The sequence below is a fragment of the Trinickia diaoshuihuensis genome (assembly GCF_003390925.1).
In the GTDB taxonomy this organism is placed as follows: Bacteria; Pseudomonadota; Gammaproteobacteria; order Burkholderiales; family Burkholderiaceae; genus Trinickia; species Trinickia diaoshuihuensis.
Genome location: NZ_QUBS01000073.1, coordinates 18,111 through 34,096, shown reverse-complemented (window position 1 = coordinate 34,096; position 15,986 = coordinate 18,111). Strand labels below are relative to the sequence as shown.

Here is a 15,986-nt window from a genome sequence, read left to right as displayed (position 1 = left end):
ACCCGAAGCTGGTACCCGAAGCGAAACGCCAACCCTTACACAAGGGTTGGCGCTTCTTTTATTGCGCGAGCGCCCGTTCATCGAGCCGCGCTTGCCTCGAACAATTCGACATGCTCGTCGAAGACGCGCTGCTGGCGCACTAGCGCGTCGTCGAGATGCGCGAGCAGCGCGCGCTCCGCCGCATCCGGGTCGTGCTCGACCAATGCGTCGAGTACGCGCCGATGCTGCGCGAGCGTCATCGCCCCTTCTTCCGGCTCGCGCGCCGTCACGTACCGCACGCGGTCGATGGGCGCTCTGACCAAGTCGATCAACTGCAGCACCTTCGGCAGCCGAGCCGCCGCGCCCACCGCCGCATGAAATCGGTTGTCCTGCCTGATCGCCTCCACCGGGTCGGCGCGTTCGATCGCGCGCCGGTGCGCTTCGTGAATGTCATGCAGGGTATCGAGTTCGCGCGCCGAAATCAGTTCGGCCGCTCGGCGGATGCTCGCGCTTTCGAGCACGCGCCGAATCAACGCCCCTTCGGCGAACTGCTCTCGCAGCACGGGCGCGACAAAGGTGCCCGATTGCGCCGCGATCGTGACCAATTCCTCGCGAGCAAGCCGCTGCAACGCCTCGCGCACCGGCGTACGCGAGATGCCCAGCGTTTCGCTCAACGCGCGTTCGAAGATCACGTCCGAAGGTAAAACGGCCATGGTAATGATCGCCTCGCGCAGCAGCTCGTAGATCTGCGCGGACAGCGGCAGCGCGCGATCCAAAGAGGCGGCGCGCGGCAGCACGCGGGCAATGAACTGCTCGGGATCGTTACGGTCGGTCTTCATGAGCCTTGGGCACTGTGCCCCAATCAAAGAATTATTTTACGGGCAGGCGGCCCCGCGCCTCACACGTCGGACGACTCAACGCACCGGTAGGGCACATCTCGCATCGCGCGGCATGAAGAAAGTCCACCTCAATCATCGTTCAACTAGTATATTAGTTAACCGAGGCAAGCCGTCAATCCGGCTCGATCCTCGTCGTCCCCTCGTGCGCCCCTCCAGTTTTGCTGGTATTACCGCGTTGCGTGGACATTCCAATCAGATAAAAGGAGACAGCAAGTGCGTTCGACCCTCGCTTCCGCAGTTCTCGGATTGTGTCTCGTCGCCGGCGGCGCAGCTCAAGCGCAAACGGCGGTTGCCGGCAGCACCGCGGCGATGAAGATTGCGCTGTCCAACAACTACGCGGGCAATAGCTGGCGCCAGGCCATGCTCAAAAGCTGGGCGGAGGTGGCCGATCCGGCCGTGAAGTCCGGTATCGTCGCCGCGGCGCCCACTTTCACGACGGCGGAGAATCAGGCCACCGAGCAAGCGCAGCAAATCCAGAATCTCATCCTGCAGGGCTACAAGGCGATCGCTATCGACGCGGCCTCCCCCACCGCACTCAACGGCGTGATCAAACAAGCATGCTCGGCCGGGGTCACCGTCGTTACGTTCGACGGCATCGCAACCGAACCGTGCGCCTACCGGATCGCCGTGGACTTCCATCAACTCGGTGCGATGCAGATCGACTACATGGCCAAGCGCCTGAACGGCAAAGGCAACTTGCTCGAAATCCGTGGGCTGGCCGGCGTCTCGGTCGACGACGAGATCCACCGCGGCATCGCCGACGAAATCAAAAAATACCCGGGCCTGAAGATCGTCGGCTCGGTGCACGGCGATTGGACGCAGACGGTCGCGCAAAAGCAGGTAGCGGGCATCTTGCCGACGCTACCGAAGATCGACGGCGTCGTCGCTCAAGGCGGCGACGGCTACGGCGCCGCGAACGCGATCAAGGAGGCCGGGCGCCCCACCCCGATCATCATCCTCGGCAACCGTCAGGAAGAACTCGCCTGGTGGGCGCAACAACGCAAGAACGGCCGATACGAAACGCTCTCGGTCACGATCCCGCCCGGCTGCTCGACGTTTGCCTTCTGGGTCACGCAGCAATTGCTGGCGGGCAAGAAGCTTCCGCACGACATCCGTATGCCGCTGATGGCCGTCACAGCCGACGAGCTCGACGCCATCCTCGCGAAGACGCCGCCGGGCGGCATCGCCAACAAGCTGTATAGCCGCGACGAGGTCACTAAAATCGTCGACGCGAAATAATCGCTTGCCGCCGCCATGCACGCTGGACGAACGACATGCGGGAGGACGAATTGATCGACATTGATGCCCCGGCGCCACCGCAATCGAGCGGCGCGCCACCCGCGCTGATCGCGCTGGAGGGAATCGGCAAGACCTTTGGCCGAGTGAAAGCGCTGGCCGGCATCCGCTTCGATTTTCGAGCGGGCGAGTGCGTCGGCATCGCCGGCCATAACGGCGCGGGCAAATCGACGCTCATGGCCGTCCTAACGGGCGTGTTTCAGCCCGACGAAGGGACGATGTCGATCGAGGGCCGCGATGTCTCAGGCTACGATCCCAATGCGGCTCGCGCCGCGGGTGTGCGCTGCGTGTTTCAGGAGTTATCCCTGTGCGCGAATCTTAGCGTCGCCGAGAATATGTCGATCGTGCACCCGGAACTGCGCGGGCGCGATTGGCGGCGCCGCGCGTGCGCTTTGATGCTCGAGCAACTCGACGCGATCTTCCCCGGGCACGGGCTGAAGGGGCACGAACTCGTTGCCGACCTCTCCTTGACTCAACGTCAAATGGTGGAGATCGCGCGCGCATTTACCGTCGTCAGCGATCCCGTGAAGCTCGTCATTCTCGACGAACCCACGTCGAGTCTCGACGCGCATACCGCCGCGCAGTTGCTCGCCTTCGTCGCAAAGGCCGGCGAGCGCGGCATCGCCACGATTTTGATCAGCCACATGCTGCGCGAGATCGTGCAGGCCGCGCATCGCGTGCTCGTCATGCGCGACGGCCGTGTGGCGGCAGTCCTGCCGCGCGAGGCGATTACGCACGACGCCATCGTCGCGGCGATGGGCCAGGACCTCGATGCCGGCACCGCGCAGGCGACGCGGCGCGGGATCGGCACTGGGCGCCCGCCCGCCGAGGCCGCCCATCAATGGACGCTCGGGGCCGGCGCCAACGCTCGGATCGATGCGCCGCGCGGCGAAGTCGTCGGCTTCGCGGGACTGGCCGGTCAAGGACAGAGCGAAGCCTTACTCACGATCTACGAGGCTGCGACGAGGGCACGCGAACGCGTGGCGTTCGTGGCGGGGGACCGTCCACGCGACGGTGTCTTTCCGTTGTGGTCGATCGCGCAGAACCTCGACATTCGGTGGCTGCTCGACCGCAGCCGCAAGCCGAGCGGCGCCGTGCCGTCCTTCGGCCTGTTGCCGCGCGCGGTGGATCGCCGTGCGGCGCGCGAACTCGCTCGCGCTTGGACGGAGCGCATCGGCATCCGCGGCGCCCCCGCCGGCGCGGGCATTCTCTCGCTTTCGGGCGGCAACCAGCAGAAGGTGCTGTTTGCGCGCGCGCTCGCATCCGACGCGCAACTTATCCTCATGGACGACCCCACGCGCGGCGTCGATATCGGCACGAAGCGCGAGCTCTATCGGCTCATACGCGAGGAGGCGGCACGCGGCCGCACCTTCATTTGGTACACCACCGAGAACGACGAATTCGCTCACTGCGATCGGACGTATGTGTTCCGGGCCGGCCGCGTGACGCGGCTGCTCCATGCCCACGAATGCGACGAGCAATCGCTGCTCGCGGCGAGCTTCGCGGACTTCGAGGAGGTGCTCGCATGAACCGGACGCTCGACCGTTCCACGCTGCGCGGGCTACTACCCGCGTTTTCGCTCGTCGCAGTGCTCGTGCCGATCTTCTTGCTGCAGCCCACCACGTTCAGCTATTTCGGCATCGGCCTGCTGCTCAATCTCGCGGTACCGCTCGTGCTCGCCACGCTCGCGCAATTGGCGATCATCACGGCCAACGATCTCGACCTGTCGATCGGACCGTTCGTGAGCCTGGTGGCTTGCATCGGCGCGACGCTGCTGGCGGATCGGCCGCTCGTCGGCGTCGCGGCGCTTGCCGGTTGCGTGCTTCTGTATTCGGCCGTGGGCGCCCTCGTCGAATTCCGGCAAATTCCCTCGATCGTCGTGACGCTCGGCCTCTCGTTCGTCTGGAACGGGCTCGCGGTATTGCTGCTGCCCACGCCGGGCGGCGCGAGCCCGGCCTGGCTCACCTCAGTCATGGGTTACCAGACGCCCTTCGTCGCCGCGCCCATTCTCTGGTCCACGGTGATCGCCGTCCTCGTGCACGTGTTGCTGATGCGCTCTTCGTTCGGCGTGCGGTTGCGCGGCACGGGCGGCAATGCGCGGGCCATGCGGCGTTTCGGGTGGTCGCTCGTGCGCGGCAAGGCGCTGCTATACGGTATTGCGGCGATTTTCGGCGTGCTGTCGGGGCTGTGTTTGCTCGGCCTCACGACTTCGGCCGACGCGAATCTCGCCCTGCGCTACACGCTCCTTTCGATCGCGGCCGTCATCTTGGGCGGCGGCGAGTTCGTCGGCGGACGCGTCTCGGTCATCGGCGCGGTACTGGGTGCGACCACGCTTACGCTAGCAGCCTCGTTCCTCGCGTTCTTGAATGTGTCGCCGGATTGGCAGGTCGGCATGCAAGGTGCGATTCTGATCATCGTGCTCTCGCTGCGTCTGCTGCTGCAACGACGGGGAGGCGCGCGATGAGCGGCAACGATTCGAGTACCCGCACGGCGGCGACCGTGCGAGCATCGGGCGGCGGCTCGGCGGAGCCTCCCGTGGGCGCAGACCTCGCGGCGCGGCTGCGCTCGCTCGAAACGCCGTGGCTATGGTCGTTCGCCGGTGCGCTCCTGGTTTGGATCGTCATTGCCGGCGTGTTCGGCATTTCGATCGCGGGCAACGTCGTCGTCACGGCGCTCGTCTTTGCGGTGTTCATGGTCCTCGTCGGACTGGGCCAGATGATCGTCATCACGGCCGGCCCGGGCAATATCGATTTGTCGATGCCTGCCGCGATCGCGCTGAGCGGCGTATTGGGCGTGCAGTGGATGAAAGGCCGCGATGATCTGATCGTGCTCGGCATCGCGGTCGCGCTCGCGGTGGGCGTGCTCGTAGGCCTCGCGAACTACCTCCTGATCCGCGCGCTGCGCATTCCGCCGATCATCGCGACGCTCTCGTCGAGCTTCATCGTGCAGTCGATCGCCATCACTCAAAGCCGCGGCATGCCGGCCCCGCCTCACGCGCTGCAAGCCTTCGCGAATGCACGCTTGGCCGGTATCCCGGATATCGCTTGGCTCGCGCTGCTCGTATCCGCCGCGCTGGCGTTTACCCTCCATCGAACGGTGTTCGGCCGCGCGCTTTCGGCCCTCGGTCAAAACGCGCGGGCCGCGTGGCTCGCCGGCGTGCGAATCGAACGCGTGCGCTGGATCACGTATGTGCTGGCCGCGATCATCGCCGCCTTCACCGGCCTCTTGCTGGCCGCCGTCTCGGGCGGCGCCGCGCTCGACATGGGCGTGGAATACATGCTGATCTCGGTGGCGGTCGTCGTCATCGGCGGCACCGAGGTAGCGGGAGGCAAAGGAACCGTGGCCGGGGTCTGGGGCGCATCGTTGTTTCTGTATCTCACGAACGCGATGCTCAACGCGCTGGGCGCCGGCGCGGGCGTACGCTCGATCGTCTACGGCGTACTAATCATTGGCGTCGTCGTCGCAAGCGGACGCAAAGTGCGCGCGTGACAGACGTCACTTTAGGAAAAGAAAGATGAATTCCAACGAATACGAGGTCCACGACGCGCGCTTTCGCGCGTTGCTTCAACCAAACGCGCAGTTCGAAAAAATCGCGGGCGGCTGCATGTGGGCCGAGGGACCCGTGTGGCTTCCGGCGGCCGACTTCCTCGTATGGAGCGACATCCCCAATAACCGGATGATGCGCTGGGTGCCCGGCATCGGCACGGGCGTGTTTCGCGCGAACGCGAACTTCAGCAACGGCAATACGCTGGACCGGGAATGCAGGCTCGTGAGCTGCGAGCACGGCACGCGCCGCGTCACGCGCACCGAACACGACGGCCGCATCACCGTCATCGCCGAGCGCCACGACGGCCGCCGTTTCAATTCGCCGAACGACGTGGTGGTGCACTCGGACGGCTCCGTCTGGTTCACCGATCCGGACTACGGCATCCTGAGCGACTACGAGGGCTTTCGCGCGTCGAGCGAGATCGGGGCGTGTCATGTCTACCGCGTGGAGCCGCGTACAGGCGCGGTAGAGCGCGTGGCGGACGACTTTGCCAAGCCGAACGGCCTGGCATTCTCGCCCGACGAAACACGGCTCTACATCGCCGATTCGGGCGCATCGCACATCGAGAACGGCCCGCATCACATCAGAGCGTTCGACGTCGATGCGCACGGCCGCTTGCGCAATGGGCGCATTTTCGCGGAAGTCGCGCCGGGCGTGCCGGACGGAATGCGCGTGGACGAGCACGGCAACGTATGGACCAGCGCCGGGGACGGCATTCATTGCTACGCGCCCGACGGTACGCTGCTCGGCAAGATCCTCGTGCCAGAAACCGTGGCGAATCTCGTCTTCGGCGGCCCGCTGCGCAATCGTCTTTTCATCGCGGCGAGCACGTCCATCTATTCGATCTATGTCGGCGTGCGCGGCGCGTACGCGGGAGCTTTGCGATGAACCCAAGCAGCCAACCGCGTACGCCGCGGCTTGCCGGCGCATTGATCTTGCTGGACCCGCGCGACGACGTTGCGCTCGCGCGCGAACAACTCGTCCCGGGCGCACCGCTCGACGCCGAGCATCGCGTGGCCGGTCTAATTCCGCCCGGTCATAAGGTCGCGGTGCGCGATATTGCACTGGGGGCGCCGGTGCGGCGTTACGGGCAGATCATCGGTTTCGCGAGCCGGCCGATACGACGCGGAGAACATGTCCATACCCATAATCTTTCGATGGGCGAATTCGAGCGCGACTACGCATTCGGCGTGGACGCTCACGAGACGCCGCGCGCCGCGCAACGTGCGACGTTCGAGGGTATTCGCCGCGCCGACGGCCGCATCGCGACGCGCAACTACATCGGCATTCTGACGACGGTCAACTGTTCGGCCACGGTCGCACGTGCGATTGCCGATCATTTCCGGCGGGACATTCATCCCGAGGCGCTCGAGGCATTCCCGAACGTGGACGGCGTGGTTGCGCTGACGCATGGCCAGGGGTGCGCCATGGCCTCCGAAGGCGAGCCGATCGCCGTTCTGCGGCGTACGCTGGCAGGCTATGCCCGGCACCCGAATTTCTTCGCGGTCCTCATCGTCGGGCTCGGCTGCGAAACGAATCAGATCGACGCTCTCGTCGAAACAGAGCATCTCGAACGCAGCGCGCAACTCACCACGATGACGATCCAACAAACGGGCGGAACGGCCCGCACGGTGGCCGCCGGCATCGAACGCGTGCGCGAGTTGCTCGCGCAGGCCAACCGTGTGACGCGCGAGAGCGTGGACGCAAGCCACCTGATGGTGGGACTGCAATGCGGCGGCTCAGACGGCTATTCGGGCATCACGGCGAACCCCGCGCTTGGTTCGGCCGTCGACCGCCTCGTGGCGCACGGCGGCACCGCGATCCTTTCCGAAACGCCGGAGATCTACGGTGCCGAGCATTTGCTGACGCGCCGCGCCGCCTCGCGCGAGGTCGGCGAAAAGCTGGTCGCGCGCCTGCGCTGGTGGGAGGACTACTGTGCGCGGATGAACGCGAACATGAACAACAACCCATCGGCCGGCAACAAGGCCGGCGGCTTGACGACGATCCTCGAGAAATCGCTCGGCGCCGTCGCGAAAGGCGGCACAAGCTCGCTCGTCGAGACCTATGAATACGCCGAGCCGGTGCGCGCGCATGGACTCGTGTTCATGGACACGCCCGGTTACGATCCGGTCTCCGCCACGGGACAGGTAGCCGGCGGCGCCAACTTGATTTGCTTTACGACGGGACGCGGCTCCGCGTACGGCTGCGCGCCCGCCCCCTCGCTGAAGTTCGGCACGAACAGCGCCCTGTGGCAACGTCAGCAGGAGGACATCGACCTGAACTGCGGGACCATCGTCGACGGGGAGCAAAGCGTCGACGAAGTCGGCGCGGCGATCTTCGAACTGATGCTCGCGACGGCGTCCGGACAGCGCACGAAAAGCGAAACGCACGGCTACGGGCAGAACGAATTCGTACCGTGGCAGTTGGGCGCGATCATGTGAGGACAGTGGGCGAGACGAAGCGCTAGCGCCACCCGTACCGCCCGCTTGCCTCACTTGTCCGAGGTCACGCGTTGAAGAGCGCCGTGTAACGGCGCTGCATTTCCTCGGGCGTCAATGCCTCGATCTGCTGCCCCAGCATCCATTGATGGCCGAACGGATCGCGAACGGTCGCCGAGCGTTCGCCGTAAAAGTGATTGGTAAGCGGCCGAATCACGGAAGCGCCGGCGCTCACCGCGCGCTCGAACAGCGCATCGACGTCTTCGCAATGGATATGCAACAGCACGGCGGCCGCCGCGTCGACCGCGGGCGCGAGTATTCCATGCTCGGGAAATTCGTCGGAGAGCATGATCGTCGCCGGACCGATCGTGATTTCGGCGTGGCCGATGCGCCCGCTAGGCTCGGTCAGGCGAAACTGCTCGACGCCGCCGAAAGCACGCGCATAAAATTCGAGCGCTCGGGCGGCGTCGCGCACGCGCAGGTACGGATAGATCGCTTCGATGTCGGCCATGGCTACCTCCGGGTCGCATGCCGGTTATTGTGCAAGCCATTAGATAGCCATTCGGCCGATCCAGTCAATTTCCGGCGACGCCGAACCTTAGCGTGCCCAAGGCGTCGTCACGAGCCAACTGACATCGTAGGTCCACGAGTTCGCCGAGTCGAAATCGTTCGTCCCGCCGTCGCTGCTGATATAGACCGTGTTGTTGTAGTGGCGCAGGTACCGTGTCGGGTAGTTGTACGAGCGGAACGAGGTTCCTTGGCCATCCTTGCCCGCCTCCGCGCAAAACGTCGCGTCCGCGCGGAATTGCTGCGTGCCGTCCATCGGCTGCCGATACACATGAAAGTTGTAGTGGCGCATGAACTCGCCCGGATAATCGCGCGACTCGAACGAGTAGCAACTCGCATCCGCTAGCCCGGCTCGAACGATCCAAGTCGAATCCTGCGCGATGGAAGCCGAACTCGAACTCGATACCACGGCCGTCACCACGGTGCCGCTTTGCGCTGTGCCGCCGCTTTGCTGGCTGATATAACGCGTCGTACAGCACGGCGTGGTCGCATTGAACGACACCGTCGAGTCTTGGGCCAATGTGCCCGCCGCCGAGGTCGGACCGCCGTACCCTACGCTCACGATGTTGGCCTGAACGGCATTATCGACGGCATCGCTCGGCACGCCCGCAGTCATGACGCCCTCGAAAAACGAGCCGATCGAGCCGTTGCTGTTGTCGCCCCCGGTGCCAAGCACGATCGAGCCTTCCTGATGCATGGGCTGGTAGCCGTTCGCGGGCAGCGCACCCGAGTAGCTCGTCGTGAGCGCGCCGCTCTGCGCATTGCCGTACTTCAACGCGAATGTCTTTTGCCCATCGTTTTTCAGCATCGCGGTGACGTAGGGCTCCGGGTTGCCCGTATTCGCGGAGTCTTGGCTCGGCCCCGCCCCCGATTCGAACAGCCCGTTCTCGAGATCGGCTTGTACCCAAGGACCGCTGCCGCTGCATGGCGCGAACCAGCACTCGTTACCGAAGTTGATCGCGTCCATGTGGCCATTTCCGGTATCGGTGATCGAGGTCTCCGCATTGCCGTAGTCGAAGCAGCAAGCGCTGTTGTAATGCGTGCCCGAGGTGACCATGTACATCGCTTCGGGGCTGCCGTTACGCGCCACGCCGATCGTCGCGACATTGCGGTACCCCATCACCCCGGAAAACGATGCACCGTACACCTTGGTTCCGCCCGCGGTGACGGGCAACGCATCGGCCGGCACGCCGTTGTCCGCGCCGCCGTTGCCGCCTTTCGGTTCGATCGTCAGGTCGTTATGGTTCACCGTTTGGTCGTAGATGACCGTCATGATGCAAGTCGTCCCCGCACAAAATGCGTCCTGATCGCTCGCCTTTGCGTATCCCCCTCTCGCCAGCAGCCCGATGTCCTTCACCTGGCTATCTGAGGCGCGCTTGACCTGATAGAGCGGACCGGCGTAATTGGCGAACAGTGCGCGCGTCGTGCTGTGCGCGGCAACGCATGCCGTCCCTCCGCTTGCATAAATATCGCAGGGTAACGAGGCAGCCATCGAAACGGTCGGGCCTACGAACAGAAAAGCCAATCCGAGAACCATCGTCACCCACAGGCGACGCAGTAATGACTGATGCTTCATGTCGAATATCCCTCTAGGCAATGCCATTAATAGTATGGCTATATTGGCCAATCGTTGGCCGAACCTTCCCCGCGCGGACGAACGCTCACATGGGCCGGACAAATCGGGCCGAGCGCAACCGGACGGGAAAATTCGGAATGAAAGGGGGAAGCCGAGCGGCTTCGGAGGACTAAGCCGACGACGCTGTCGGCTCAGGCACAGGGATATGACGGTGGATTTCGGTGGGGATGCAAAGGACGGCCACAATCGCGTTGCTCATCGATATCTCCCAGTATTGTTGTCATCATGTACCGCTGCTCGGTCGAGCATCCGTCGCGCGCGCTGCCGCGGTCAGTCGCGAGGGCGACGAATGGTCTTACTATAGAACGAAAACGGGAGAAGTCGAATTTTTTGTCGAGAGGCATCCAACGGGTTGCTCAACGGCGCCGCTTCGTCAGCGTGACCGTTTCGAAGAGTTCGTAGTTGCCCGTCGGCGTCTGGTCCGCGCCGGGCGCGTGATAGTAGCTCATCGTGATCGTCGTCCTCCCGCCATGCTCGCCCGGATCGACGTCGAACACCGCGATGCCGTAGCCCGTACCTGTGTCGCGCTGCGCGGACCAAACGGCATCTTCGACGGCATCGGCCGGCGCCCGGACGAACGTCCCCTCCTTCGTACCGGGCACCGGGCGGTTCGGTTTCGTGAACACCTTCGCCTGCGGGTTGCCGGTGCCGCTATCGACGCCATACACGTCGAGCGGCGCGCTCGTGCCGCCGCCGCCGAGGATCAAATGCATTGTTCCGCGCGTCATGTCGAACGTGTTGGCGCCCACTTGCGCGTGCCGCACGGGCCGGGGCGTCAGCGTATCGACGCGCTCGCCGGTCGCAACGTCCGTCCCCATGTGGCGGAAACACCCGCACACCGGGTAGCTGCGCTCGTAGTCGTGATCGTGCCCGCACAGCACGAGATCGACGCCGTAACGCTCGAACAGCGGCAACCATGCCTCGCGCAGCGCTTTGTCCGAACCGTTGCCGGTTTTCGAGGAAGTCAACGCGTCCTGGTGCATCTGCACGACGATCCAATCGATGTCGCGATTCTCGGCTGCTCGGCGCAGCGTCTTTTCGAGCCAGCGTGTCTGCTCGCCGTTGCTATAGCCGCGCACGTACAGCGAAGTGCCGGGCTCGATCGGCGCGTTGCCGGTGCTCGGCGCCGGCACGAGAGGCGCCGGGCCCGCGACGAACGCCGCGGCGTCCTGATAGACGATGTCGTCGGCATCCAGCGAAATGAACAACACCGAACTCACTTGGAATGCGTACCAACGTCCCGGGAAAGCGGTGCCGTTCTGGGGCAACGTATAGCGCGTCAAATACGAATCGAGACCCTGCGCGCCATTGTAGAACTCGAGTTCGTGATTGCCCGGACACGGCATCCAAGGACGGTTCGCCGCAGACGTCTGCGCGTTGTTCGCGAAGTCGCGCCAAACGTCCGTCTGGTGAGCGGGGTTCAGGTTCGCGTAGCACAAGTCGCCGTTCAGCAAATGAAACAGCGGTTGGAAGCGCTCGACGGCCTCCACCGCGAAGCGGCTTTGCGGCGATGACAGCACCCAATTCGTATTGGGCGTGGCGAGGTCGCCATAACTCGTGAAGCGGAAGGGCTTGCGCCCGCGCGGCGCGGTTTTGAAGCTCGCGCTGAATGGGCTCCCCAAGGTGCTGCTGTTATCGGCCGTGACTTCGTAACGGTAAGTCGCGTCCGGCTTCAGGTCGCACACGCGCGCATGATAGGAGAACACCGGGACGCCGCTCAGCCCATCGGTATAGGTGCGCTGCACCGCATGCACGGTTTTGTTGTGACCGTGCTCGGAGGTGACCGTGACACGCGGCTGCACCGCTGCCACCTGCGATGCCCAGGAGATCACCACTTCCGTCGCGGGATCGTCGCCCCACGTCAAATGAATCTGCTCGGGCGTACCATCGGCCGCGGTGTTGGGCTCCGCCGCTTTCGCTGCACCGGTCAACGCACCCGCCGCGCCGGCAAATCCCGACGCGCCCGCCAGCTTGAGAAACCCCCGGCGCGAGACGCCTGCGCTCGTTGCGTTCAATGAGGAATCGGGTGTGATCTTCTTCGTCATATCGTCTAGGCCTTTGATCGGGCAAGGCGCAAGCGCGCCGCAGCTCGTGGATGCTAGCGGGCGGGTATGAACGTTAGATGTCAGCGCGGGGAGCCTTCGATCGCGATGTCATGCTCGAGAGGCGAAACGGTCGGATCGGGCCGGCTCAGGTCTTCCAGCATACGAGCCGCCAGATAATCGCACGTGGGACGGTTCGACTTGGCGCTTCGAGCCACGACGATGTCGAGCGGTTCGATTTCCGGCAGCCCGTGTCGCCCGGCGAGCACGCTCAGCCGCTCGGGAATACTGCAGCGCGCCAACGCCGCCACGGCCAAGCCCGCATCGACCACCGCAAGCAAGCCCAGCATGCTCGCGCTGTTGTAGGCCGCTCGATACGGCACGCCCGCGCGATCGAGCGCCGCGACCGTATGTGCACGGGCCGCGCACCCCGGCTCGTAAAGCGCGACGGGCAGCGGACGCGCCTGCCAGAGCCGCGACTCGTCCCGCTTGCTCACCCACTCCACCGGCTCGCGCCGAATGAAATCGCCGTTCAAGCGCAGGCTCGGATCCCGCGTGACGAAGGCTAGATCGATCCTATTGTCGGCAAGCATAGGGGCCAGAGCCGTGCTCTGCGCGCAGATGACGGTAATCTCCACCGCCGGATACATCGCGGAGAACCGATGCAAGACCGGCGGCAGCAACGACGAAATGTAGTCGTCAGGGCTACCGAGCACCACGTGCCCCGCCACCTCGGGCCGCGCCACGGCGGCCCAAGCTTGCTCTTGCAACGAACGAATGCGCCGAGCGTACTCGAGCAGCGTTTCGCCCGCGCGCGTCAGCGATAGGTTGCGAGTGTCGCGCACGAACAAGGGCGTCCCCATCGCGCCTTCCAGTCGCTTGATCTGCATGCTGACAGCCGCCTGCGAGCGGTACACCGCCTCGGCCGCCTTGGTGAAGCTGCCCAGTTCCGCGGCGGCGATAAAAGTCCTGAGCAAGTCGGAGTCGAGGTCGGGCGCCATAATTCATAAACAGATTTGATGAGTTCTCTAAGTTTTATTCGTTTGAGTCGATGAATCAAGTCTTCGATACTGAGGCCCCAGTTAGGAGCCGTCATGCGAATCGCCACTCTTTCCTCCGCCTCGCCTTCCCGCCAAGGCGTGATCGGCTTTTCCGCCGCCGCGGTCCTAATGGGCACCATGGGCGTGTTCATCGAACAGGCCGGACTCGACTCGATCACGACGGTTTTCTTTCGATGCGTGTTCGGGCTCGCCACGATGGCCGCCTACTGCGGATGGAAGGGTTACTTCCGCAGCCAACGCTACACCGCTCGCATAGTGGGGCTCGCACTGCTCTCCGGCCTGCTCATGGTCTCGCAATGGGTGTTCTTCTTCGGCGCGTTAGAACGTGTGGGGATCGGCGTATCCACGGTGGTCTTCCATGTGCAACCGTTTTGGGTCGTGCTCCTAGGCGCCGCGATCTTTCGCGAACACATCGGTGCGGCGCGGATTTCCTGGATCGCCCTCGCCTTCATCGGCCTAGCCATGGCGGCGGGCATCGGATGGCGCACGCTATCGGCGAATCAGGCGTATCTCACCGGCATCGCCTTCACCTTGATCGCCTCCGTTCTCTATGCCGGCGTCACGCTGATCGCCAAGGCACTCGGTGGTCTGCGGCCGCACCTGCTGACGATGATTCAATGCGCCGTCGGCGTCATCGCGCTGCCTTGGCTCGTGCCGACGGCGGCGCTGAGCCATGTGAGCCTACCGCAGTATGGCTGGTTGGCCGGACTAGGGATCGTGCACACAGGCATTTCGTACGCGCTGATCTACGGTGCGGTGCCCAAGCTGCGGCTACCCGTCATCGCCGTGTTGCAGTTCATCTATCCGTTGACCGCGGTACTGGTCGACTGGCTGGTCTATGACCGGACGCTGACGCCTGTGCAGGTGGCGGGCGTCGCACTGATCGTGGTCGCGAGTTTGGGCGTCACGCTCGGCTGGCGCATCGGTGGCGGCACGTTGCGCCGAATTGCGCGCAAGGTCGCATAGGGCACCGCGGCCTCGTAGCCGGCGCATCCAAGTGAGGGCCCGGTTCTCCGAGGTGCAACGATGCGCGGTTAAGGTGCGCATGCTCAAGCAATGTGCATATAGCGCACCTGTTATGTGCGCCACGGCCCGACCGCCGAATCGCTACGACGAACCACACTGGTGCGTGAATCACCCCTCGCGGCGGCCGCCTGCACACATCAGGAACACGAATTCACCGACTTGGTACGCGACTTGCTTCTTGCGCCTATTTTTTGCGCGCCAAGTGATCTTATGAATGAGTTGAAGTCGGGCAGCGACACGCTATTTCTCTTGCTGGGCGCCGGAATGGTGCTTGCGATGCACGCCGGCTTCGCGTTCCTCGAACTCGGCACCGTCCGTAAGAAGAACCAGGTCAATGCCCTCGTCAAAATCCTCGTCGATTTCGCGGTGTCCACCATCGCGTACTTCTTTATCGGGTACACGATCGCGTACGGCGTCCAGTTTTTCGGCAACGCCACGACGCTCGCAGAACACAACGGTTACGCGCTCGTGCGCTTCTTCTTTCTGTTGACCTTCGCCGCGGCCATCCCGGCCATCGTCTCGGGCGGAATCGCCGAGCGCGCGAAGTTCAATCCGCAACTGTGCGCGACGTTCATCCTCGTCGGTTTCGTCTATCCGTTTTTCGAGGGCATCGCTTGGAACGATCGGTTCGGTCTGCAAACCTGGCTTAACGCCGCGCTCGGCGCGCAGTTTCACGACTTCGCGGGCTCGGTGGTCGTTCACGCCTTCGGCGGTTGGGTGGCGCTGCCCGCCGTGCTGCTGCTCGGCGCCCGCCGCGGCCGTTATCAGCGCGACGGACGAATCGCCGCGCACCCGCCTTCGAATATTCCGTTTCTCGCGCTCGGTGCGTGGGTGCTCGCCGTGGGCTGGTTCGGCTTTAACGTCATGAGCGCGCAAACGATCGACAAGATCAGCGGTCTCGTCGCCGTGAATTCCCTCATGGCAATGGTCGGCGGCACCCTGGCGGCCTGGCTCGCGGGCCGCAACGATCCCGGTTTCGCCTACAACGGCCCGCTCGCTGGACTCGTTGCCGTGTGCGCCGGGTCGGACATCATGCATCCGATCGGCGCGCTCGTGACCGGCGCGATCGCCGGCGTGCTGTTCGTGTATATGTTCACGATCGTGCAGAACCGCTGGCGGATCGACGACGTGCTGGGCGTCTGGCCGCTGCACGGGTTGTGCGGCGCATGGGGCGGGATCGCGGCCGGCGTATTCGGCTTGAAGGCGCTCGGCGGCGCGGGCGGCGTCTCGCTGATCGTGCAGATCATCGGCACCCTGGCCGCGATCGTCGTCGCAACGGCCGGCGGCGCGCTCGTCTACGGCCTCTTGCGCGCAACGGTGGGCATTCGCCTCGACGACGAAAGCGAGTTCGACGGCGCCGACTTGTCGCTGCACAAAATCAGCGCGACGCCGGAGCGCGAAACGGTCGTCTGAGCCCAATGCGAAGGCCTCGTGGGCGAACGTGGCGCCGTTGCTCGTCCGAGTTCGAGCGCGCCGCCCGGCGTGACGTAAAATA

The 15,986-nt window shown here is 64.4% G+C and carries 13 protein-coding genes; 8 read left to right on the top strand and 5 right to left on the bottom strand.

The window, feature by feature from the left end; genetic code table 11:
* Nucleotides 1-77: 77 nt before the first annotated feature.
* Nucleotides 78-818 carry a GntR family transcriptional regulator gene (locus DXT59_RS14780; protein WP_116137646.1) on the bottom strand — a complete coding sequence of 247 codons (741 nt, stop codon included), beginning with the start codon at nucleotides 816-818 and terminating at the stop codon, nucleotides 78-80.
* 369 nt (nucleotides 819-1,187) lie between these two features.
* On the opposite strand from DXT59_RS14780, the gene DXT59_RS14775 reads away from it, so the two are divergent.
* From DXT59_RS14775 to DXT59_RS14750, 6 genes are read left to right on the top strand one after another with little or no spacing between them, the layout of a single operon-like run.
* The gene (locus DXT59_RS14775; RefSeq protein WP_240324519.1) at nucleotides 1,188-2,117 is read left to right on the top strand and encodes an ABC transporter substrate-binding protein; all 930 of its coding nucleotides are present in this window, start codon (nucleotides 1,188-1,190) and stop codon (nucleotides 2,115-2,117) included.
* Between the two features lie 50 nt (nucleotides 2,118-2,167).
* Nucleotides 2,168-3,703, top strand: coding sequence for an ATP-binding cassette domain-containing protein (locus DXT59_RS14770; protein ID WP_240324518.1), 1,536 nt, complete (start codon nucleotides 2,168-2,170; stop codon nucleotides 3,701-3,703).
* The gene (locus DXT59_RS14765) at nucleotides 3,700-4,638 is read left to right on the top strand and encodes an ABC transporter permease (protein WP_116137643.1); all 939 of its coding nucleotides are present in this window, start codon (nucleotides 3,700-3,702) and stop codon (nucleotides 4,636-4,638) included. The genes DXT59_RS14770 and DXT59_RS14765 overlap by 4 nt, the downstream gene beginning before the upstream one ends.
* On the top strand, nucleotides 4,635-5,663 hold the full coding sequence (locus tag DXT59_RS14760) for an ABC transporter permease (protein WP_116137642.1): 1,029 nt from the start codon (nucleotides 4,635-4,637) through the stop codon (nucleotides 5,661-5,663). The genes DXT59_RS14765 and DXT59_RS14760 overlap by 4 nt, the downstream gene beginning before the upstream one ends.
* Before the next feature lie 25 nt (nucleotides 5,664-5,688).
* A complete protein-coding gene (locus DXT59_RS14755) occupies nucleotides 5,689-6,609 on the top strand; it encodes an SMP-30/gluconolactonase/LRE family protein (RefSeq protein WP_116137641.1) in 921 nt (306 codons plus the stop codon).
* Nucleotides 6,606-8,162: a UxaA family hydrolase gene (locus tag DXT59_RS14750; protein ID WP_116137640.1), complete on the top strand. Its 1,557-nt coding sequence runs from the start codon at nucleotides 6,606-6,608 to the stop codon at nucleotides 8,160-8,162. The genes DXT59_RS14755 and DXT59_RS14750 overlap by 4 nt, the downstream gene beginning before the upstream one ends.
* A 64-nt stretch (nucleotides 8,163-8,226) precedes the next feature.
* Here the strand turns inward: DXT59_RS14750 and DXT59_RS14745 are convergent, their stop codons facing one another.
* The 4 genes from DXT59_RS14745 to DXT59_RS14730 form a co-directional block, all read right to left on the bottom strand.
* Entirely contained in the window at nucleotides 8,227-8,670 is a 444-nt protein-coding gene (locus tag DXT59_RS14745) for a VOC family protein (protein WP_116137639.1), read from the bottom strand.
* Between the two features lie 87 nt (nucleotides 8,671-8,757).
* Complete coding sequence (locus DXT59_RS14740) at nucleotides 8,758-10,302, bottom strand: alpha-L-arabinofuranosidase B (protein ID WP_116137638.1); 1,545 nt, start codon at nucleotides 10,300-10,302, stop codon at nucleotides 8,758-8,760.
* A 416-nt stretch (nucleotides 10,303-10,718) separates the two neighbouring features.
* Entirely contained in the window at nucleotides 10,719-12,407 is a 1,689-nt protein-coding gene (locus DXT59_RS14735; protein WP_116137637.1) for a purple acid phosphatase family protein, read from the bottom strand.
* 80 nt (nucleotides 12,408-12,487) lie between these two features.
* Nucleotides 12,488-13,405: a LysR family transcriptional regulator gene (locus DXT59_RS14730; protein WP_116137636.1), complete on the bottom strand. Its 918-nt coding sequence runs from the start codon at nucleotides 13,403-13,405 to the stop codon at nucleotides 12,488-12,490.
* Nucleotides 13,406-13,498: 93 nt separating this feature from the next.
* Here DXT59_RS14730 and DXT59_RS14725 point away from each other — a divergent pair, with 93 nt between their 5' ends.
* Nucleotides 13,499-14,431 carry a DMT family transporter gene (locus tag DXT59_RS14725; RefSeq protein ID WP_116137635.1) on the top strand — a complete coding sequence of 311 codons (933 nt, stop codon included), beginning with the start codon at nucleotides 13,499-13,501 and terminating at the stop codon, nucleotides 14,429-14,431.
* Between the two features lie 270 nt (nucleotides 14,432-14,701).
* The gene (locus tag DXT59_RS14720; protein ID WP_116137634.1) at nucleotides 14,702-15,904 is read left to right on the top strand and encodes an ammonium transporter; all 1,203 of its coding nucleotides are present in this window, start codon (nucleotides 14,702-14,704) and stop codon (nucleotides 15,902-15,904) included.
* Nucleotides 15,905-15,986 lie beyond the last annotated feature (82 nt).